The 19,798-nt window shown below is 64.5% G+C and carries 16 protein-coding genes; 10 read left to right on the top strand and 6 right to left on the bottom strand.

All coding sequences use genetic code 11. The annotated features are described in order from the left end of the window. Positions 1-801: a 1,2-phenylacetyl-CoA epoxidase subunit PaaC gene (gene paaC, locus HKW67_RS09475; RefSeq protein WP_171225155.1), complete on the top strand. Its 801-nt coding sequence runs from the start codon at positions 1-3 to the stop codon at positions 799-801. A 10-nt stretch (positions 802-811) separates the two neighbouring features. Further along, positions 812-1,300, top strand: a complete 489-nt coding sequence (gene paaD / locus HKW67_RS09470; RefSeq protein WP_171225154.1) for a 1,2-phenylacetyl-CoA epoxidase subunit PaaD — start codon at positions 812-814, stop codon at positions 1,298-1,300. Between the two features lie 145 nt (positions 1,301-1,445). Here paaD and HKW67_RS09465 read toward each other — a convergent pair whose 3' ends face one another. From HKW67_RS09465 to HKW67_RS09455, 3 genes are all read right to left on the bottom strand, one after another. Then, a complete protein-coding gene (locus HKW67_RS09465; RefSeq protein ID WP_171225153.1) occupies positions 1,446-3,026 on the bottom strand; it encodes an Ig-like domain-containing protein in 1,581 nt (526 codons plus the stop codon). A 192-nt stretch (positions 3,027-3,218) separates the two neighbouring features. Beyond that, on the bottom strand, positions 3,219-5,357 hold the full coding sequence (locus tag HKW67_RS09460) for a transketolase C-terminal domain-containing protein (protein ID WP_171225152.1): 2,139 nt from the start codon (positions 5,355-5,357) through the stop codon (positions 3,219-3,221). A 49-nt stretch (positions 5,358-5,406) separates the two neighbouring features. Next, positions 5,407-5,682 carry a hypothetical protein gene (locus HKW67_RS09455; RefSeq protein WP_171225151.1) on the bottom strand — a complete coding sequence of 92 codons (276 nt, stop codon included), beginning with the start codon at positions 5,680-5,682 and terminating at the stop codon, positions 5,407-5,409. Positions 5,683-5,839: 157 nt separating this feature from the next. Here HKW67_RS09455 and HKW67_RS09450 point away from each other — a divergent pair, with 157 nt between their 5' ends. The 7 genes from HKW67_RS09450 to HKW67_RS09420 all read left to right on the top strand — a co-directional run bounded on the left by HKW67_RS09450 (position 5,840) and on the right by HKW67_RS09420 (position 13,577). After that, positions 5,840-6,637, top strand: a complete 798-nt coding sequence (locus tag HKW67_RS09450; RefSeq protein ID WP_171225150.1) for an enoyl-CoA hydratase-related protein — start codon at positions 5,840-5,842, stop codon at positions 6,635-6,637. Beyond that, positions 6,634-7,848 (top strand): 3-hydroxyacyl-CoA dehydrogenase NAD-binding domain-containing protein, encoded by a 1,215-nt coding sequence (locus HKW67_RS09445; RefSeq protein ID WP_230981159.1) that lies wholly within the window; start codon positions 6,634-6,636, stop codon positions 7,846-7,848. The genes HKW67_RS09450 and HKW67_RS09445 overlap by 4 nt, the downstream gene beginning before the upstream one ends. Next, on the top strand, positions 7,848-8,267 hold the full coding sequence (paaI, locus tag HKW67_RS09440; protein WP_171225149.1) for a hydroxyphenylacetyl-CoA thioesterase PaaI: 420 nt from the start codon (positions 7,848-7,850) through the stop codon (positions 8,265-8,267). Before HKW67_RS09445 ends, paaI begins: the two co-directional genes overlap by 1 nt. Positions 8,268-8,277: 10 nt before the next feature. After that, positions 8,278-9,501, top strand: coding sequence for a 3-oxoadipyl-CoA thiolase (pcaF, locus tag HKW67_RS09435; RefSeq protein ID WP_171225148.1), 1,224 nt, complete (start codon positions 8,278-8,280; stop codon positions 9,499-9,501). A gap of 5 nt (positions 9,502-9,506) precedes the next feature. Further along, the gene (locus tag HKW67_RS09430) at positions 9,507-10,112 is read left to right on the top strand and encodes an acyltransferase (RefSeq protein WP_171225147.1); all 606 of its coding nucleotides are present in this window, start codon (positions 9,507-9,509) and stop codon (positions 10,110-10,112) included. After that, positions 10,112-12,169 (top strand): phenylacetic acid degradation bifunctional protein PaaZ, encoded by a 2,058-nt coding sequence (paaZ, locus tag HKW67_RS09425; RefSeq protein WP_171227607.1) that lies wholly within the window; start codon positions 10,112-10,114, stop codon positions 12,167-12,169. The genes HKW67_RS09430 and paaZ overlap by 1 nt, the downstream gene beginning before the upstream one ends. A 70-nt stretch (positions 12,170-12,239) precedes the next feature. Continuing rightward, a complete protein-coding gene (locus HKW67_RS09420; RefSeq protein WP_171225146.1) occupies positions 12,240-13,577 on the top strand; it encodes an MATE family efflux transporter in 1,338 nt (445 codons plus the stop codon). A gap of 127 nt (positions 13,578-13,704) precedes the next feature. On the opposite strand, the gene HKW67_RS09415 is transcribed toward HKW67_RS09420, so the two are convergent. The 3 genes from HKW67_RS09415 to HKW67_RS09405 all read right to left on the bottom strand — a co-directional run bounded on the left by HKW67_RS09415 (position 13,705) and on the right by HKW67_RS09405 (position 16,443). Further along, complete coding sequence (locus HKW67_RS09415) at positions 13,705-14,355, bottom strand: hypothetical protein (RefSeq protein WP_171225145.1); 651 nt, start codon at positions 14,353-14,355, stop codon at positions 13,705-13,707. 188 nt (positions 14,356-14,543) lie between these two features. Continuing rightward, positions 14,544-15,695 carry an LIC_10091 family protein gene (locus HKW67_RS09410; protein ID WP_171225144.1) on the bottom strand — a complete coding sequence of 384 codons (1,152 nt, stop codon included), beginning with the start codon at positions 15,693-15,695 and terminating at the stop codon, positions 14,544-14,546. Between the two features lies 1 nt (position 15,696). Then, positions 15,697-16,443, bottom strand: a complete 747-nt coding sequence (locus HKW67_RS09405) for a TonB-dependent receptor (RefSeq protein WP_171225143.1) — start codon at positions 16,441-16,443, stop codon at positions 15,697-15,699. A 260-nt stretch (positions 16,444-16,703) separates the two neighbouring features. Between HKW67_RS09405 and HKW67_RS09400 the strand changes: the two genes are divergently transcribed. Beyond that, complete coding sequence (locus HKW67_RS09400; protein WP_171225142.1) at positions 16,704-19,787, top strand: SusC/RagA family TonB-linked outer membrane protein; 3,084 nt, start codon at positions 16,704-16,706, stop codon at positions 19,785-19,787. Positions 19,788-19,798 lie beyond the last annotated feature (11 nt).

The following is a 19,798-nucleotide window of genomic DNA, read 5'->3' as shown; positions in this document are numbered from 1 at the left end:
ATGACCGAACCGTCGTTCCAGGTAGCCGCGCCGCGCAGTACGCCGGTGGCGAATCCGCTGTTCGAGTACCTGTTGCGCATGGGCGACGATCGCCTCGTGCTCGGGCATCGGCTGTCGGAATGGTGCGGTCACGGGCCGATCCTCGAAGAGGACATCGCGCTCTCCAATATCGCGCTCGACCTGATCGGACACGCCAGCTCGTTGTTGGCGCTCGCCGGTGAAGTGGAAGGGCAGGGGCGCGATGCCGACAAGCTCGCGTACTTCCGTGACGCCGTGGCGTTTCGCAACGCGCTGCTGGTGGAAGTGCCGAATGGCGACTTTGCCGTCACCATGGTGCGGCAGTTCCTGTTCGACGCCTACAGCGTGCTGCTGCTCGATGCGCTGTCACGCTGCGAACACGAAGGACTCGCCGCCGTCGCCGCCAAGTCGCTCAAGGAAGACAAGTACCACCTCCGCCACAGCAGCGAGTGGGTGGTGCGGTTGGGCGATGGCACGGCGGAGAGTCACGAGCGCGCCCAGAAGGCGCTCGATTCGCTGTGGCGTTACACCGGCGAGCTGTTCGATCACGACGCCGTCGATGATGCGGTGGCGGCTGAAGCGTTCATCGCGATCGATCACGACGCGCTGCATTCGTTGTGGCTCACGATGGTAAAGGACGTGGTGCATCGCGCGACGCTGACGCTCCCCACCGATCCCGCCATGCGCCGCGGTGGCCGTCGCGGCTTTCACACCGAATCTCTGGGACATATGCTGGCGACCATGCAGATCGTGGCGCGCTCGCATCCTGGCGCCTCTTGGTAGGCCGCCACTCATGCTGAGTCCAGACGAGGTGTACGGGGTCCTCAACACGGTGATGGACCCCGAGGTGCCGGTCATCAGCGTCGTCGAACTGGGCATCGTGCGTGACGTCGCGATCCAGAACGACGCGGTCACGATCACGATCACGCCGACGTACTCCGGGTGCCCGGCCATGCGCGAGATCGAAGCCGACATCCGCACGGCCTTGGTCGCCCGTGGTGTGCACGACGTGAACGTGAAGCTCGTGCTCTCACCAGCATGGACGACCGACTGGATCGGCCCGGACGCGCGCGAAAAGCTGCGCGCCTACGGCATCGCCCCGCCAGGTCGCGCCGAACCGCAGGGGCTGATCACGCTCACGCGCTCGCGCGTGGCGGTCCAATGTCCGTTCTGCGGATCGAACGATACGCGCTTGCAGAGTGAGTTCGGCAGCACGGCGTGCAAGGCGATTCACGTGTGTAATTCGTGTCGGCAGCCGTTCGACGAGTTCAAGGCACTGTAAACTGCCAACGGCTTAGGAGGCAGGGAGGAGGGTGTCAGGGAGGAGGAGGCAGCAACCGCTCGCGCGGTCCACTGCATCCTCCTCCCTTTTCATCTCCGCCCTGCCTCCTAAGCCGTTGGCAGTTTCAGAACTTCAGTTCCAAGCCTTACTTGAGATCACCAAACGGCACGTGACCCGCACGTTCGTCGGCTGAGCGACACGCCGTCGGCGCACCCTTGCCGTCCAGCAGCTGCCAGATTTCCACGCGACGGTTTGGCGCCTGCGCGGCCTTGTTGGCCGCCGAGACGCGCGGACGCGGCGGGCCGGGATCGGCATCACCGTTCGGCGCGATGATGCACTGTTCGCCGAAGCTCGAGGAAACAATGCGATCCTTGATGGAGGCGGCATCCGGGCCAGCCATCTTGAGCAGCGTCGCCATCACGGCGGCGGCGCGGGTCTTGGCGAGGTTGTTGTTGTACCCTTCGTCGCCGTACCAGTCGGTGTGTCCTTCCACCGAGATACGCAGGCTCGGAATGCGCTTCATGGCGTCGAGCACGACCTTCAGCGTGTCCATACCCGACTTCAGCACGACGGCCTTGTCGAAGTTGAACAGCGTCTCGTCGAGCGCGACACGCGCTGCCGGAAGCGCCTTGCATGTCACCATCGCCGACTGCGTCTGCGTGGTCCCGTAGGCGGTCTTCGTGACCGTGATGGTCGTGCTGCCGGCCGCGTTACACGTCACCGTGCCGTTGCTGACCGACGCGATCGACGCGTTGGCCGAGCTCCACGTGATCGTGCCAAGATCGACGTTATCCGCGTCGGTGGCCTTCGACGAGAAGGAGAGCGTCTTGCCCACATCGGCCGAACCGCTCGTCGGCGTCAGCGTCAACGTCCACGCCGGCGCGGGAACCGTGACCGTGCTCGAGGCCGAGCGCTCGATCTTCTTCACGATGCCCTTGCACGTGATGGTGGCGGTGCCGTTCTTCACGGCCGTCACCTTCGCGGTGTTGTCTACGGTTGCGACGGACGCGTCGCTCGACGAGCACGTCAGGTTCATCACCTTCCGCATTTCGATCGGACGCGACTTCATGTCGGCGGCCGACAGCGCGAACTGACGATTGCTGCCGCGATTGATCGTGGCCGTGGCCGGATCGATCTTGAGTGCCCAGTCGAACTGCTCGACGGACGCGCAGCCACCGCGCAGCGCATACGTCACACCGGCGCGGACGCCGAAGTTGCGCGACGTGCCTTCGAGGTTCTGCTCGTTCGGCGACGGGTTGTTGTCCATGATGCCGTCCAAGCGAGCGCCCCATTTGCCGCTGCCGCACAGCTTCAAGCCGACGAGCGCCGAGAAGCCCTCTTCGTATTCGTTGGCCGTGCTGCGCCCGGAGTACACCGAGTTCACGTAACCGGCACCGAGCACCAGCGCGGCCTTCTTGGACGGGACGAACGGAACGGTCAGCGTGGCCAGACCGCGGAACGGGCGATAGGTGATGTCTTCGTTCGGGGCCCGGTTGGCCTTCGTGCTGCCGACCTGAATGTCACCTTCGACACCCAACCACTTATAGACGGAGAGACCCGCGCGCGCGCCGATACCGGCCACGTTATCGATGCGCAGCTTGTCGTCGATCTTGGTGTACTGCCCGAACACACCCACTTCGATGCGTTCGCCGAGGCTCTGAGCCTGGGCCGTGGGGACCGCCGCCATCGCCGTCAGCAGCGAGAGACCGATCAGTCGTTTTGTCATAGAATCCTGTGCGTAAGTGCCAAGGAACGGGCACAGCAATGGCCCGGACGCCCGCCCAGGAATTGTCCGGGCAGGGCGGTAGAATCGTAAGGCGTTTGGCGGCGGTGCGATACGTCACAGTTGGTCCCGGCCGTGATCTCGACCGGGACCAGAGGTGATATGGCTGGGGTCGGCAGGCGACCCCAAGGGCCACTACACGGCCAGCAGCGCTTCGATCTCGGCCCGGATCGACTCCACGCCAGGGACGACGGCGTCCAGTAGCACGGTGTGGTACGGGACGGGGATGTCCATCGGGGCGACGCGTCGCACCGGAGCGTCGAGATGCCAGAACGCCTCCTGCGCCAACACGCCGGCGATCTCGGCGCCAAAGCCGGCCGTCATGTTGTCCTCGTGCACGATCAGACAGCGGCCGGTCTTGCGCACCGACGCCAGCACCGCCTCCCGGTCCCACGGCGAGATCGTACGAAGGTCGATCAACTCCACCCGATCGCCGAAAGATTCTGCCGCCTCATCGCAGCGGTGCACCATGGCGCTCCACGACACCACCGTGAGGTCGGTACCTTCCCGCACCACGCGCGCCTTGCCGAACGGCACCACGTAGTCGTCGCCGGGATAGCGGGCACTGCCGTCGCCGGTCATCAGCAACGAGCGATGTTCGAAGAAAATGGTCGGGTTGGGGCTCCGCATGGCCGCCCGTAGCAAGCCCACTGCATCAGCCGCATTCGACGGCATCGCCACCTGCCAGCCGTACGCATGCGCAAATCGCACTTCGTCGCTGAGGCTGTGCCACGGATCGCCGACATCCTTGCCGAAACCTCCCGGCATGCGCACCACCATCGGCGCCGCAAAGCGGTTGGCCGTACGCCAGCGCATCGTGCCGGTATTGTTCAGCTGTTCCGTAGCCGGGTCAGCGTACTTGCGGAACTGGATCTCGGCCACCGGCATCAACCCGCTGATCGCCAACGCCACCGCGCGGCCAATGATGCCCTCTTCGGAGAGGCTCGTGTCGAACACGCGCGCGTTGCCGAACTGCTTCTGCAGCCCTTCGGTCACGAGGTGCACGCCACCCTTGCGACCCACATCCTCGCCGAACACGACGACCTTCGGGTTTACGGCAAGCTCGTGGCGCAACGTGCGACGGATCGCTTCCGCGTAGCGCAGCAGTTCGCCGTCGTCGCTCTGTGTCTCAGTGCTGGGCAGCGCAGCACGCTCGGCGCGCGACAATCCCCCCATCGCCTCCGCCACATCGGGCGACTCGTCGGCCATCACATGCTGCGCGATCGTGGCCGGATTCGGGATGGCTCGCGCACGCGCTTCCTCGAGACCGGCGGCGATGTCACGCGTCACTTCTGCCTCGAGCTCCGCCCATTCGGCCGCCGACATAAACGCCGGGACGAGGTAGTCGTGCAGCTTAGGCAGCGGGTCACGCGCGTGATCGGCCGCGATCTCGGCGTCGGTGCGATAGCCCTTCTGATTGTCGGGCCCGGAGTGACTGCTGAGGCGCGGTACCGTGAGACGTACCAGAGCCGGCCCGTCGCCGCTGCGCACGTGCGCGACCGCTTCCTGCAGGAGACCGGCCGCTTCGTGCGGGTCGGTGCCGCTGCCGTTGCGGATAAACAGATTCGTAAACGACGCAAGATTGCGCGCGATATCGCCACCAGGTGTCTGCATGTCGCCACGCACACTGATGCCGAGGTCGTTGTCTTCGATGTAGAACAACATCGGAAGCTTGAGCGTGGTCGCCATCGTGAGCGACGCCCAGAAACCGCTCGTCGCCACCGACGCGTCTCCGCCCAGTGCGACGCTGATGCAGCCCGCGTAGCTCGCATCTCCCAGACTGTCGCGATGATACGTGATCGACTGCGCCCAACCGGCCGCCGGCGTGTACTGCGAGCCCACGTCGCCCGACATCGGGAGTACCGTGCACCCCGCGCGATTCGGCAGGTTGCACACGACCCCGATATCGCGACCGTCACTGAAGCCGCCAGCGCGCCCGAGTGGACTGCCGAACGCATCCGGAATCGACAGGCCGACTGACAGCAAGAACGGACGCGATCGGTAATATGCCCCGGCGCCGTCATGCACGCCGCCGATCAGCGATCCCAGAATCACCTGGGCCATATCGTGGCCACGCGCCGAGAATTGGTAGAGCACCAGATGCTCACGCGGCACAGAATTGCGCAGCTTGTTCGTCGACTCTTCGACCTCGTCGAGCGAGCGCGAGACGAGCGTGTTGTAGGCGATGCGACGCCAGTCGAACCCGGCGCGGGGAGTCGTCAGCGAAGCAGACGAGGCGCGGGTGATTGGCCGGACAGCGGGCTTGGCAGACATAACCTATTAATCTGCCGAATGGGCCCGCAGATCGGGAGCGGAGCAGCCATCATTGCGAAGAGATCGAGATGCCGGGGATCACGCCGCGCATACCGATAATTGCCAGCCGCGCCACAGACGTGACCATCGGTACGCCGATGCCGATCGCGACGAGCACGATGTTGATGGCGAGCACCGGGCCGGTCCAGGCGTTCACCACCGATCGCTCGCGCTTCCAGATGAACGCGAACAAGGCCACGCCGTTCACCAGCAGCACGCCGCCGAGCGCCCAAGTGAACGCGCTCCAGCCGATGCTCCGTAGCCAGCTCAAAACGGTGACGTCCATGCGTAAACTCCAGGCCGATGTTGGTCCCGAACGTGTCGCTGACGGCTATCCTACCGCGACGCAGCTCACTTGGCGAGTGCAGGACGTTCAATTTCGAGGACGAAGCCGCGAATCGCGTTCGAGGCCCCCGCGGGCGGGGAGAATGGTATTTTTAGAGATGTCCTCACCCACTCCCTCCCTCCTGATCGACCAGCGTGAAGGTGTCCTCACCCTGACGCTGAATCGCCCCGACGTCCTCAATAGCTTCAATCGCGAGATGGCGGCCGCGCTGCATGCGGCGCTCGCCGACGCGGCGAGCGACAGCGCCGTGCGCGCCATCGTGCTGACTGGTGCCGGTCGTGGCTTCTGCGCCGGGCAGGATCTCGCTGAGGCGCTACCGCAGGACGACGGACCAATGCCGGACATCGGCGAGATCGTGCGGAGCTGCTACAACCCGATCATCCGCGCCATTCGCACCATCGAGAAACCGGTGTTGTGCGCCGTGAACGGCATCGCCGCTGGCGCCGGCGCGAATCTGGCCTTCGCCTGCGATCTCACGATTGCCGCCGACGACGTCAGCTTCGTGGAGAGCTTCGCGAAACTCGGACTCATCCCCGATACCAGTGGCACCTTCTTCGTGCCGCGGCTGGTAGGCACGCAGCGCGCGACGGGCATGTTCTTTCTGGCCGAAAAGCTTCCCGCGCTGAAGGCAAAGGAGTGGGGATTGATCTGGGACGTGGCGCCGAAGGCGGAGCTGATGGCGACGGTGCAGGCGATGGCCGCATCGATGGCCACGCAGGCCACGCGCGGCTTTGGTCTCACCAAGCGCGCGATGCTGACCAGCTTCTCGAACACGCTCGACGAACAGCTCGAGGTCGAGGCGCAGGCCATGCACGAAGCCGGACGTACGGCCGACTACGAAGAAGGGGTGCGCGCCTTCCTCGACAAGCGGGCGCCCATCTATCGCGGCGCATGAATGACATGACAGCAGGCGCGGAGAAGACTATCGTCGGCGTGATCGGTGCCGGTGCCATGGGCGCTGGAATCGCGCAGGTCGCGGCGGTGCACGGACACACGGTGGTGCTGGCCGACGCGCAGGCCGCGTCGATCGCGCGTGCGCGGTCGGGGCATGAAAAGGCATTGAGCCGCGACGTGGAGAAAGGACGCCTCACGCGCGAGCAAGCCGACGCCGTGTTGGCGCGCATCACGTACGTGGACGGCGTGAGTCCGGAGCAGCTCTTGGCCTTCGCCCCCTGCGGGTTCGTGATCGAGGCCATCATCGAGCAGCTCGCGGCCAAGCAGCAACTGTTGCGCGCGCTCGAAGCGATCGTGGCCCCCGCGGCCATTCTCGCGTCGAACACGTCATCGCTGTCCATCGCGGCGCTGGCCGGTTCGTGTACCCACACGGAGCGCGTCGTGGGTGTCCACTTTTTCAATCCGGCGCCGATCATGCCGCTGGTCGAGATCATTCCGGCGATCACCACCGCCGAGACGGTGATCGCCGACGCGCGCGCGCTGGCGATCGCATGGGGAAAGACCACAGTGCTCGCCGCCGACACGCCCGGGTTCCTGGTCAATCGGGTGGCGCGTTCCTTTTATGGCGAATCGCTGCGGATTCGCGAGGAAGGCATCGCCGACTGCGCCACGATCGACTGGGCACTGCGCACGATCGGGGGGTTTCGCATGGGACCGTTCGAACTCATGGACTTCATCGGACTCGACGTGAACTTCGCCGTCACGCGATCGGTCTTCGAGGGCATGTTCCTCGATCCGCGCTACCGGCCGTCGCACGCCCAACAGCGGCTGGTCGAAGCCGGCTGGCTCGGACGGAAAACCCAGCGCGGATTCTACGATTATCGAGAAGGCGCGGTCGCACCGGTGCCGCACGACGATCCGGCGCTCGGGCAACGTATTGTGGATCGCGTCCTGGCGATGCTTGTGAACGAAGCCGTGGATGCGGTGCATCTGCGGCTCGCGTCGGTGCAGGACATCGAACTCGCCATGACCACGGGCGTGAACTATCCGCGTGGCTTGTTGCAGTGGGGCGACGAGATCGGTGCGCCGAACGTGCTGGCCCAGATGCAGGTGCTGCAGTCGGAAACCGGTGACGATCGCTATCGCCCCAGCATCCGCTTGCGCCGGGCTGTGCAGGCCGGCGCCTCCCTGCTCGATCCTCGGCGGTACTGATGACCACGCCTTCGGCGGTAGACGTCGTCAACACCTTGATGGCGCGTGACCTCTATTCGCAGTGGCTCGGCATCGAAGTGCTCGAGGCCGCCGTGGGCAAGTCGGTGCTGCGCATGACCATTCGCGACGAGATGGTGAACGGTTTCGGCACGTCGCACGGTGGCATCATGTTTTCGCTGGCCGACAGCGCGCTCGCGTTTGCCACGAACGCCTGCGGCTTGCTGAGTGTCGCCGTCGACTGTTCGATCAGCTTTCCCGTCGCCGTGCGGCCGGGCGATGTGCTCACCGCTACCGCCGTCGAACAGAGCACCACGAAGCGTTTGGCGTTCTGCGATGTCAGCGTTCGCAATCAGGCCGACGAAGTGGTCGGACATTTTCGCGGCACGGTGTATCGTACGGCGACTCCTCATCAGCTGTGACCCGGACCTCATGAACGACGCATACATCATCGATGGCGTTCGTACGCCCATCGGCAACATCGGCGGCGCGCTCAGTCATGTACGCGCTGACGATCTGGCGGCGCATGCGATCGCCGCCCTGCTCGCGCGCGTGATGGCGACGTCGGCGAGTTTCGACCCGGCGCAAATTGCCGACGTGATTCTCGGCTGTGCCAATCAGGCCGGTGAAGACAACCGCAACGTGGCCCGCATGGCGTCGCTGCTGGCCGGATTACCGGTCACGGTACCCGGTGAAACGGTGAACCGATTGTGTGCCTCAGGGCTGAACGCGGTGGCCAGTGCGGCCCGCGCCATCAAGGCCGGCGAAGGCGAGCTGTATGTCGCCGGTGGCGTGGAGAGCATGACGCGTGCGCCGTACGTGATGTCCAAGGGCGCGACGCCCTTCGCCCGCGACGTACAGCTCTTCGATACCAGCCTCGGCTGGCGCTTCGTGAATCCGAAGATGAAACAGCTGCACGGCACCGACTCCATGGGCGAGACGGCCGAGAACGTGGCGGCGCAGTACGGCGTGTCACGCGACGATCAGGATGCCTTCGCCGTGCGATCGCAGCAAAAGGCCGCTGCCGCGCAGCGCGAGGGCCGGCTGGCCGAGGAGATCGTGCCGGTGTCGATCCCGCAGCGGAAGGGTGATCCGGTCGTGGTGTCTCAGGACGAGTTCCTGCGCCCCGACACCTCCATGCAGACGCTCGCCAAGCTCAAGCCGGCGTTTCGGCATGACGGCATGGGCTCGGTCACGGCGGGCAACGCCAGTGGCCTGAATGACGGCGCCGCCGCGTTGCTGATCGCCTCGGGCGGTGCGGCGTCGCAGTTTGGTCTCACACCGATAGCGCGGATAGTGTCGAGCGCAGCGGCCGGTGTTGAGCCGCGTATCATGGGCATGGGCCCGGTGCCCTCCACGCGGTTGGCGCTGTCACGGGCCGGGCTTCGGCTGGATCAGATGGACGTGATCGAGCTGAACGAGGCCTTCGCTGCGCAGGGGCTGGCCTGTCTTCGTGAGCTTGGCGTGGCCGATGACGACGCACGGGTGAACCCCAACGGTGGCGCCATCGCGCTCGGGCACCCGCTGGGCATGAGCGGCGCGCGGCTCGCGCTGTCCGCGGCCCGTGAGCTGCATCGTCGCAACGCACGCTACGCGCTCTGCACGATGTGCATCGGCGTGGGCCAGGGTTTCGCCATGATCATCGAGCGGGTCTGACCACCGTGATCTACGCGTTCGACGGTTTCATTCCCGTGGTGCATGAGTCGGCGTTCGTGCATCCGCAGGCATCGGTCACGGGCAACGTGATCATCGGCGCCGACGTATACGTTGGGCCTGGCGCCGCCATTCGCGGTGACTGGGGCGGCATTGTGATCGAAGATGGCTGCAACGTGCAGGAGAATTGCACGATTCACATGTTCCCCGGTGTCGTGGTGCGTCTCGAAGCCAGTGCGCACATCGGCCATGGTGCCATCGTGCACGGCGCGCGCATCGGGGCCAACGCGCTCATCGGCATGAACGCCGTCATTATGGACAACGCGGTGGTCGGCGCGGGGTGCGTGGTCGGTGCGCTCTGCTTCGTTCCCACCGGTATGGAGATTCCGCCGCGCAAAGTCGTGGTGGGGAATCCCGCCAAGATCGTGAAGGACGTGACCGATGATATGCTGGACTGGAAAACGTCAGGCACGCAATTGTATCAGCAGTTGCCGGCGGCCATGCGCGCGACTTGGCGCGAAGTCGAGCCGCTGCGCGAAATCCCCGTTGATCGCCCCACGCAATCGAGCGTGTTGAAGAACTGGAAGGACACCCGCGAGGGAGGAACCACGTGATGTACATGCTCAAGAACTATGCGATGGGTCAGTGGGTCGAAGGCACCGGCCGCAAGGCCGACCTCTTCGACGCGGTGACCGGTGAGAAGATCGGTGAGACGTCCAGCGACGGCCTCGACTTCAAGGCGATGATGCACTATGCCCGCTCGGTGGGCGGCCCGAAGATGCGTGCGCTCACGTTCCATCAGCGCGCGGCGATGCTGAAGGCGATCGCCAAGGTGCTGATGGAGCGCAAGGATGACTTCTACGCGCTGTCGTATCTCACCGGCGCCACGAAGACCGATTCGTGGGTGGACATCGAGGGTGGCATTGGCACCTTCTTCGCGTATTCCAGCCGCGGACGTCGCGAGTTTCCCAACGAGTGCTTCCACGTGGAAGGCCCCACCGAGCCGCTGTCGAAGAACGGCACGTTCGTGGGCCGGCACATTCTGGTGCCCATCGAGGGCGTGGCCGTGCACATCAACGCGTTCAACTTCCCGGTGTGGGGCATGCTCGAGAAGCTCGCCCCTGCGCTGTTGGCTGGTGTGCCGTGCATCGTGAAGCCGGCCACGGCCGGCAGTCATCTCGCCGAGGCGGTGTTCCGCACGATCGTCGACACGGGCATTCTTCCCGATGGCGCGATTCAGCTGGTGTGCGGCAGTGCCGGCGACATGCTCGATCATCTCGAAGAGCAGGACGTCGTGGCGTTTACCGGGTCGGCGGCTACTGGCCAAAAGCTCAAGAGTGGCGCGGCGGTGGTGAAGAATTCCGTGCGCTTCAACATGGAAGCCGACTCGCTCAACTGCTCCATTCTCGGCCCTGATGCCGTGCCGGGTACCGAAGAGTTCGATCTGTTCATCAAGGAAGTCACGCGCGAGATGACCACGAAGGCGGGGCAGAAGTGCACCGCCATCCGTCGCTCGATCGTGCCCGCCGGTCTCGAAGAAGACGTGATCAAGGCGCTCTCGAAGCGCCTCGCCTCCACGACCATCGGCGCCCCGACGGCGGAAGGCGTTCGCATGGGACCGCTGGCCAGTCGCGCGCAGGTGAACGCGGTGCGATCAGCCGCCGAGATGATCCGCCACGGCGCGGAACTGGTGTTCGGTGGTGGCGACTTCGACGTAGTCGGTGCCGATCGCGAGAAAGGCGCGTTCTTCGCGCCGATGCTGATGGTGTGCGACAATCCACTCACGCGCCTCGAAGCGCACGATATCGAAGCGTTCGGTCCAGTGAACACGGTCATGCCGTATCACTCGATCGAAGAGGCGGTGCAGTTGGCGCGGCTGGGCAAGGGCTCGCTGGTCGGCTCGCTGGTCACGGCCGATCCGAAGGTGGCGCGCGATGTCATTCTCGGAACGGCGGCCTTTCACGGCCGCATGCTCGTGCTCGATCGCACGAGTGCGAAGGAGAGCACGGGCCATGGATCGCCACTGCCGCAGCTGGTCCACGGCGGGCCTGGCCGCGCGGGCGGCGGCGAAGAAATGGGCGGCGCGCGTGGCGTGACGCACTACATGCAGCGTGTGGCGTTGCAGGGCAGCCCGAGCATGATCACGGCGATCACGCGCGAATGGACGAAGGGCGCCGAGGAGCACACCGACGCCGTGCATCCGTTCCGCAAGACGTTCGACGAGCTCGAGATCGGTGACACGCTGATCACGAAGTCACGTACGATCACGCTGGGTGATATCGAAGCGTTCGCCGATCTCAGCGGCGATACGTTCTACGCGCACATGAACGACGATGACGCGCGCAGCAACGGCGTGTTCGAAGGCCGGGTCGCGCACGGCTACTTCATCGTGTCGGCGGCGGCCGGATTGTTCGTGGAGCCGTCGTTGGGCCCCGTGCTTGCGAACTACGGGATGGAGAAGCTGCGCTTCACCAAGCCGGTGTATCCGGGCGACACCATTCATGTGCGTCTCACGGTCAAGCAGAAGACCGCGAAGGACACGCCGGAAGGCACCATTCCGCAAGGCGTCGTGGAGTGGGACGTGGAAGTCATGAATCAGGACAACGAGGCGGTCGCGGTGTACTCGATTCTCACGCTGGTGCGCCGGAGTGAGCCGGCGCTCGTTGGCTAATCCCACCGCGTCCGCACGAAAGCTGGATCGGTCCATCATTGATGGACCGATCGGCCCGGCTATGTGGCGAATGGCCTGGCCGACCGTGTTGCAGAATATGATCGGCGGGCTGCAGGGGATGATCGACCATGCCATGGTCGGTCACTTTGTGGGCTTCGCTGGAAACGCGGGTATTGGGGTAGGTCTGCAGATCTTTCTCGTGGTGATGGTCTTTCTAGCGTCGTTGTTCAGCGGTATGGGTGTGCTCATCGCGCGCTTCGCTGGCGCCGGTGACGAAGCCGGTGTGAACCGCGCCGCGTCGCAGGCCTTCTTGCTGGCCGTGGTGCTGTCCGTCGGCGTATTGGCGCCCATCGGCTACTTCGCCGCGCCCTGGTTGCTCGGGCTCGTGAACGCCACGCCGGCGGTGCTCAAGGAGTCGCTGCCGTTCCTGCGCATCATGTTCGTGTTCGGCTTTGGCATGATGCTGTTCTTCATGCTGGGTGGGGCACTGCGCTCCGCCGGTGACTCGCGCACGCCGCTTAAGCTTGGTCTCGCCGTCACCATCGGCAATATCGTGTTCAATGTGCTCTTCATTCGCGGCTTCGGGCCCGTACCGGCGTTTGGCACACGCGGGGCCGCGATGGGCACGGTGTTGTCGAGTGGCATCGTGGGCGCCTTCGCCATCTACAAGTTGTTCAACGGCAGCTGGGTGATCGACTTCCGCCACGTGAGCTGGAAGCCCGATTGGGAGATCATCCGCGCGCTGTTTCGCTTTGGATTGCCGACGGGATTGCAGGGCATCGCGATGAACGTCGCCGGCGTGATGCTGCTGCGTTTTATCGGCGCCACGAGCATGAGTGCCGAAGCGCAGGCGTCGTACGCCGTCGGATACTCACAGTTGTTCTCCCTGGTCACCTGGACCTCGGTAGGCCTCATGGGCGCTGCCGCGGCCATTGCGGGGCAGAATCTCGGTGCACGACAACCGGAGCGCAGCCGGCAGGCGGTGTGGCAAGCGGCGCGCATGGGACTCGGTATCGCGGTGGTGGTGGGCAGCCTGTTTCTCGCGATTCCGGGCATGCTGCTCGGACTGTTCGGCCTCACGCAGCCCGACACCGTGCGCATCGGCACCGAGCTGCTGGCCTATCTGAGTGTGTCTGGCTTGTTCATCACCGTGGCGCTCACCTTTACCGGTGGACTACAGGGCACGGGCGATACACGCAGTCCGCTGTTCATCACGCTGGTGTCGCAGTTCGCGCTGCCGATCGGCATGCTCACAGCGCTGCAGGCCACGCGACCGCTGCAGCCCCGCGACATCTGGTTGGCGATCGTGCTGGGCCACGCGCTCCGCTGTGCGCTCAGTGTATGGCGCTTCGAGCAGGGGAAGTGGAAGACGATCGAGGTGACGAACACAACCTCGAGCCTTCGGTGACTTGATGTGTTTGTAGAGTGCTCGACGAAGGCTCAACGGTCGCCGTGAGTCCTGCTCACGACGACCGCTGTTCCTGCGTGCGTGAAGACGTTGCCGCGCTCACGTCGCGATTAAAAGACATCGTGCGTCAGGGGCAGGCAATCGATGGATTCCACTGGCTGAACATCCCACTGGGATTCGTGTTCCAGAGCCACACATGCTTGTCGTAGTGCCACGGCATCCCAGGTTCATGGCCTGGCATGGGACCCTCGAACGCCTCGCCGAAGACTGATGGCCGCGGTGTAACCACCGCGTAGCTGGCGCCCCACGGAGTCATTTCAAACCAGGGAGACACGGCCCCGGTCGTAAGGTTGCGCACGAGCACTGGCACCAGATATTCGACGCCGACGAGCTTGAAGCCACCGTTGGCTTTCGGTAGGTAGAGCAGGAGTTCCGGTTCGTTCGGTCTCACTGCCTGATCCAGTAGCGATGCCTTCACGACATGCACGCCCATCGTGCCTTCTGGACTCTCTACGCAGGGAATTCCTGAGGGGCTTGCGTATCCAGCCGCGATGGCTGCGTTCACGTCGTGAAAGGCCGCCGTGGCGCTACGTAGTGATGCAAGCGACTTGGACACGTCGGCACCGAGGCGCGAAGCAGCCGGCGCAACGTCGGTGGCCGATGCGGCGTCATCCACGCTCGGCGCCGCCGGATCCGCCGGTGAACACGACGCGGTGAACGAGAGTGCGGCGCCTACCAAGAAAAACCAGTGCGCCGCGGATCGAGTGCGGGTCGTCATAAATTCTCCTCTGCATCCACAGGTGGGCGAACTGAGGGAGCGAAGCTTTAGACGCTACGTGAAATATTCGGAATCGCAAGATTGGGGTATACGATGCTCGCCTGGCTCAACGCTGAGATCGGCAACATGTAACGGACTCTTCGGGATGCTGTGAAGGTAAAATCATGCAGCGTACGACACGTGCGGTCCTACCGCTCCCACGTTCGCTGCACGAGTTCGCGATAGCTCCGTACACGGGGCACCGTGCTGTCGGCCGCGAACGAGGCAACGGTTTGCACGAGCTGCGTCGTGTAGTAGCCGGGCACCGACGCTGGATGTGATCCGGGACCGCCGAACCAGCTGCGGATGATCACGCTGTTGGCGCGACGCGGCAGGCGCCCGAGGTACGCGGCGTAGGCGGCGAAGCGACCGTCGCGAATGAGGTAGTCCTCGACGTTCGAGGCGTACAGCACCGAAAGTGATTCCGCGCGCTCGCGCAGCACGGCGCCGATGCGCGGCAACGTGTTCGGGCCGGACAGATCGCCCACCACCGGAATGATCAGGTTGCGACGCTCGAGGGACTTCACGATCTGGAACTGTCGATCGCTCGCCAGATAGCTCGCTTGTCGTCCCGTCAGATCCCGCTCGGTCATCAATTGCCCGAGCGTGGGATAGTAGTCGCGCGGTGCGCGTCCGGTGCTGGTGAAGCGCAACGCCGGCCCCTGCGCGATGAACGTGCGATGAAACCGTTCGATCGTGGCCAGCTCTCCGCTCGACAGGGCGAGGCCGTATCGCATCACGCGCGTGCGGACATCACGCACGGCGGCATCGGCGCTGGCCGGCGTGGCTGGCGTGCGCGCCGTCCATGCGACAATGGAGTCGATGGGTTGGTCGCGCAGTTGGTCGATGTTGGCCGGTACCGAGCGCCCGAGCCAGCGGGCCACGTATTCCGTGCGGTTGCGCGCCTGCTCGAAGAGCGCCTTGTACAGCAGGTGGTGCAGCAGGTTGTCGCGTCGGATGTCGGTAATGAATACGATCGACGGATTCACGCGCGCGATCACACTGAAGTTCTGATCTGGACCCACGCCGATGTAGGCGCCACCGCGCACGCCCAGACGCTCGAGTGTGGTGAGCGGGTGCAGATAGCTCGACTCGTTCGAGATCAGGTTGTCGGTGTCGAAATAGCCACCGCTGTCGGAGAGCCGACGCACGAGGGCGGCAAACTGATCGATGCCGAGGCTGTCGGGGGCGGCAGCAGGGCTCGCCGGCGCCGGTGCGGTACGCTGCGCCGACACGGGAGCGACGGCGGCGATGCTCCCCGTGATCAGTGCGGCAACGAGCGCCGTTGCCCGGCGCCGCACGCTACTTCCGTTTCGGCGCACGCCCGTTGGTGGTCCAGATGACGATCACGCCGCAACCGGCGTTGGTACCGGCAAACTCGCCCGGCACATCGCTCGCGCCGGTGTAGACCTCGATGGCTTGAATGTCGCGCACCGGCACCAGTGGGCCGAACATGTTGTCCACGCGCTCGTCCACCACGTAATCAGGCGAGCACCCCAGCGGCGCGCGCGCCATCGACACCAAGCAGGTCGATCCGGCACAGGAATACCGCACGCCACGCAGCGGGCGCATAGCATCCTGCAGCGTGCTGAAGTGTCCCTCTTCGAGCTGCGTGCGGGTGAGGTACTGCCCGCGACCGGTAGTACGTCGCCGCTCGAAGTCGTCGAACCGCCGTCCGGCCGACATTGGCGCCGTGACGGGCACCGTAGGCAGCACCTGCGCCTTGGCGCTGTCCTCGGCAGAGAGCGCACGCCCAACGGGATCGAGCTCGAGATCGCGCTCCATCACCTCCCGCTGAGCGAAGGCCAAGGTGACCGAGCCCCGATTGTAGCCCGCGGCGCTGACGAGAAAGCGATGAATGCCGACCTTGAGGCCCTCGATGCGGTAGCGACCGGCTGAGTCCGTCTGCACGCTCGCGCCGGTCGTGGTCGCCGCCACGGTCGCACCAACCAGCGGTGCGCCGGAGACGGCGTCGAGGATCCGGCCACGGAGGGTCGCCGCCTGACTGCCGCTCTGCGCGACGACCGGCTGCGCCAAGAGGGCGAACACCGCGCAGCACGTGATTACCCACCCGAGGCGCGGCGAACTCTGCCGTAAATCTTCGCCGTCAGATGCAGGTCGTAAAGCCGACATAGTTGGTCCCAGATTGGGGAGTCGAACCACGTTTATACACTTGGTCCCACAAAAGGGTCGACAAACAGTGACGAGAGTGTGACGTTCGTGGTTAACATAGCACCATGGTTCCAGACGGCTTGTACCTGCGACAAGCCGCACTCCACCGGGACGAACTCCCAAGGCCAGGAGCACGAATGCATCACGTCTCGCGGCGGATTCTCGCCGCCGCCGCCTCATTGATCTTCTTACTGAAACCCGACGCCGCGCAAGCGCAGGCGACGATGACCATCACCGGTCGCGTCACCTCGAACGGCCAGCCGTTGGGTGGCACCCAGGTCGGCATTACGGAGCTGTCGGCCGGCGCCGTCACCGACCAGCAAGGGCGCTTCTCCTTCACCGTCGACCCCGCGCGCGCCAGTCGACCGGTCAGCCTGCTCGCTCGCACCATCGGCTATCGTCCGATCCGTCGATCGATCACGCTGGCGGCTGGTCGGAGCGAGCAGAACTTCGAGCTCGAAAAGGACGTGCTCAACCTCGATGCCGTCGTCACGACCGGCGTGTCAGAAGCGACGTCGCAGAAGAAAACCACGTTCGCGGTGGCGGCGGTCGACAATGCGCAGATCAAGGAAGCGCCGGCCTCCTCTCCGCTTGGCGCACTCAGCGGACGCGTGGCCGGTGCCAGTGTGACGGCCGTGAACGGCGAGCCCGGCTCCGCGCCGCGCATCCGTCTCCGCGGTCCGACGTCGCTCACGGGTAGTCAGGATCCGCTCATCATCGTCGATGGCACGATCTCGCGCCTCTCGCTCGCCGACATCAACTCGGAAGACATCGAGCGCATCGAAGTCATCAAGGGCGCGGCCGCGAGCTCGCTGTATGGTTCTGACGCCGCCAACGGTGTCGTGCAGATCTTCACGAAGCGCGGTGCTGCACTCGCGTCCGGTCAGACCAGCGTGACGGTGCGCAACGAGATCGGCAGCAACGACCTCCGCAAGACGATCCCGAACAACTTCTCGCACCCGTACAAGGTCACGGCCACGGGCGAGTTCGCGCGCGATGCCAACGGCAACCGCGTTCAGGAAGACGACCGGATCTCCGACAACTCGTACCCGGTGGTCTACGACCAGCTGGGCGAAGTGTTCCGCTCGGGCCAGTTCATGACGAACTACATCTCGGTCGGCCAGCGCAACGAGAAGTCGAACTTCAACGCCTCCTTTCAGAACTCGAAGGATCAGGGCATCGCGAATCTGCTGAGCGGCTACAACCGCCAGAACTTCCGCATGAACCTCGATCTCGAACTGCACCCGAAGCTCGACCTGCAGACGGGTGCCTTCTTCGGCCAGTCGAAGGCCGATGCCGCTGACGACAGCTCGGGCGATGCGTTCTTCGGACTCCGCTTCCTCGAACCGAACATCAACCTGTTGGAGAACAACCCGAACGGCACGCCGTACAAGGCCGCCATCCGCCAGACGCCGGCATCGGGTAACGTGACGAATCCGCTGTACAACTGGTCGAACATTCAGAACCTGAATGACCGCAACCGCTTCACGGGCACGCTCAAGGTGCGCTACCGCCCGTTCCAGTGGCTCACGTACGAAGCCAACACGAACTTCGACCGCGGCTCGCGTGAGTTGCGCTCGTACACGCCGCTCGGCTACATCGGCTCCACGGGTACGGTCAGTAAGGGCAACATCTCCAGCAACGTCGATCAGACGAAGGCCTACAACCTCGGCAGCACGCTGACGGCCACCAAGGCGATGTCCTGGTTCACGAACACCACCAAGCTGGCGTGGGTATACGAAGACCAGAACAACACCGGCACCAGCATCTTCGCGTCGTCGCTCACGGTGCCGCGCGTGACCGAGTTCTCGGCCGCCTCGCGCGATCCCGAGAGCCCCATCATCCCGGGCTCGTACACGCAGCCCATCCGTAACCAGAACTTCTTCGCGATCACGACGTTCGACATCAAGGACAAGTTCATCGTCGACGGTCTCATTCGTCGCGACGAGTCCTCGCTGTTCGGCGCCGACCAGCGCTCGAAGCTGTTCAAGCGTCTCTCGGGTGCCTATCGCGTTTCGGAAGATATCAAGCTCCCCGGTGTCGACGAATTCAAGCTCCGCATGTCGTACGGCGAGGCGGGACTCCGCCCGGTGTTCGACGCGCAGTACGAGCAGTTCGCCATTCAGGGTGGCAGCCCGGTCAAGATCACGCTCGGCAACCCGGATCTGCGTCCGGCGTTCTCTCGTGAAATCGAAGCCGGCCTCAACGTGAACTTCCTCAAGAACTTCACGTTCGAGTACAGCTACTCCAGCAAGATCACCGACGACCAGATCCTGAACGTGCCGGTATCGGCCGCGACGGGCTTCCAGTCGCAGTGGCTCAATGCCGGCTCGCTCGGCGGCAAGACGCACGAGGTGCTGCTCGGCGCGGTGCTGGCCAGCAAGAAGGATTTCCTGTGGCGCGTGAACATCGCGGGTGACCGCACCCGCCAGGTCGTGCGCAGCCTCGACGTGCCGCCGTACCTCGTCGGACCGGTGGCGAACACCACCATCTTCCGTCTCGCCTCGGGTCAGCCCTTCGGCATCGTGTACGGCAGCAAGTGGCTCCGCAGCGCCGATCAGGTCAACGAAATGATCGCGTCGAAGCGTCTGTCCGGCACGGCCGCCGACTACGTGCAGAACGAAGAAGGCTACTACGTCGCCAAGACCGCCTACCGCACCGGCAACGAGCGTCCGCTCAAGTTCGCCGACGCCACCGGCAACACGCTGTTCCAGATCGGCGACGTGAACCCCGACTTCAATCTGAACTTCAACACCCAGATGAACTGGAAGAAGTTCTCGGTCACGGCGGTGGTGAACTGGGTGCAGGGCGGCGACATCTACAACTACACGCGTCAGTGGCCGTTCTTCGACCAGCGCGATCCCGCGTTCGACCAGCGCGGCAAGCCGGAAGTCGAGAAGAAGCCGACCACGTACTACGCGACGTTCTACAACAATTTCGACGCCAACGACTACTTCGTGGAAAGCGGCAGCTACGTGCGCCTGCGCGAACTCGCCGTGAACTACGAACTGCCGGCGTCTCTCGTGAAGCGTGTGGGCATGGGTGATGGACGCACGGCGCGCCTTGGCATCGTCGGTCGTAACCTGTTCACCTCCACCAAGTATTCCGGCTACGATCCAGACGTCTCGGGTGGCGGTTCCAACCCGTTCGCGTATCGCGTCGACTACTTCACGTATCCGATCTTCAAGACGTTCACGTTCATGCTGGAGCTCGGACTGTGAGCGCCTCCAAC

This window comes from Gemmatimonas groenlandica (assembly GCF_013004105.1).
Classification (GTDB): Bacteria; Gemmatimonadota; Gemmatimonadetes; order Gemmatimonadales; family Gemmatimonadaceae; genus Gemmatimonas; species Gemmatimonas groenlandica.
The sequence above is the reverse complement of the archived record's forward strand: the minus strand, read 5'-3'. Positions and strand labels throughout refer to the sequence as shown.

Coding starts and splice junctions, on each gene's coding strand:
- paaC (WP_171225155.1), top strand. CDS start 1: ATGACCGAACCGTCGTTCCAGGTAGCCGCGCCGCGCAGTACGCCGGTG.
- paaD (WP_171225154.1), top strand. CDS start 812: ATGCTGAGTCCAGACGAGGTGTACGGGGTCCTCAACACGGTGATGGAC.
- HKW67_RS09465 (WP_171225153.1), bottom strand. CDS start 3,026: ATGACAAAACGACTGATCGGTCTCTCGCTGCTGACGGCGATGGCGGCG.
- HKW67_RS09460 (WP_171225152.1), bottom strand. CDS start 5,357: ATGTCTGCCAAGCCCGCTGTCCGGCCAATCACCCGCGCCTCGTCTGCT.
- HKW67_RS09455 (WP_171225151.1), bottom strand. CDS start 5,682: ATGGACGTCACCGTTTTGAGCTGGCTACGGAGCATCGGCTGGAGCGCG.
- HKW67_RS09450 (WP_171225150.1), top strand. CDS start 5,840: ATGTCCTCACCCACTCCCTCCCTCCTGATCGACCAGCGTGAAGGTGTC.
- HKW67_RS09445 (WP_230981159.1), top strand. CDS start 6,634: ATGAATGACATGACAGCAGGCGCGGAGAAGACTATCGTCGGCGTGATC.
- paaI (WP_171225149.1), top strand. CDS start 7,848: ATGACCACGCCTTCGGCGGTAGACGTCGTCAACACCTTGATGGCGCGT.
- pcaF (WP_171225148.1), top strand. CDS start 8,278: ATGAACGACGCATACATCATCGATGGCGTTCGTACGCCCATCGGCAAC.
- paaZ (WP_171227607.1), top strand. CDS start 10,112: ATGTACATGCTCAAGAACTATGCGATGGGTCAGTGGGTCGAAGGCACC.
- HKW67_RS09420 (WP_171225146.1), top strand. CDS start 12,240: ATGGCCTGGCCGACCGTGTTGCAGAATATGATCGGCGGGCTGCAGGGG.
- HKW67_RS09415 (WP_171225145.1), bottom strand. CDS start 14,355: ATGACGACCCGCACTCGATCCGCGGCGCACTGGTTTTTCTTGGTAGGC.
- HKW67_RS09400 (WP_171225142.1), top strand. CDS start 16,704: ATGCATCACGTCTCGCGGCGGATTCTCGCCGCCGCCGCCTCATTGATC.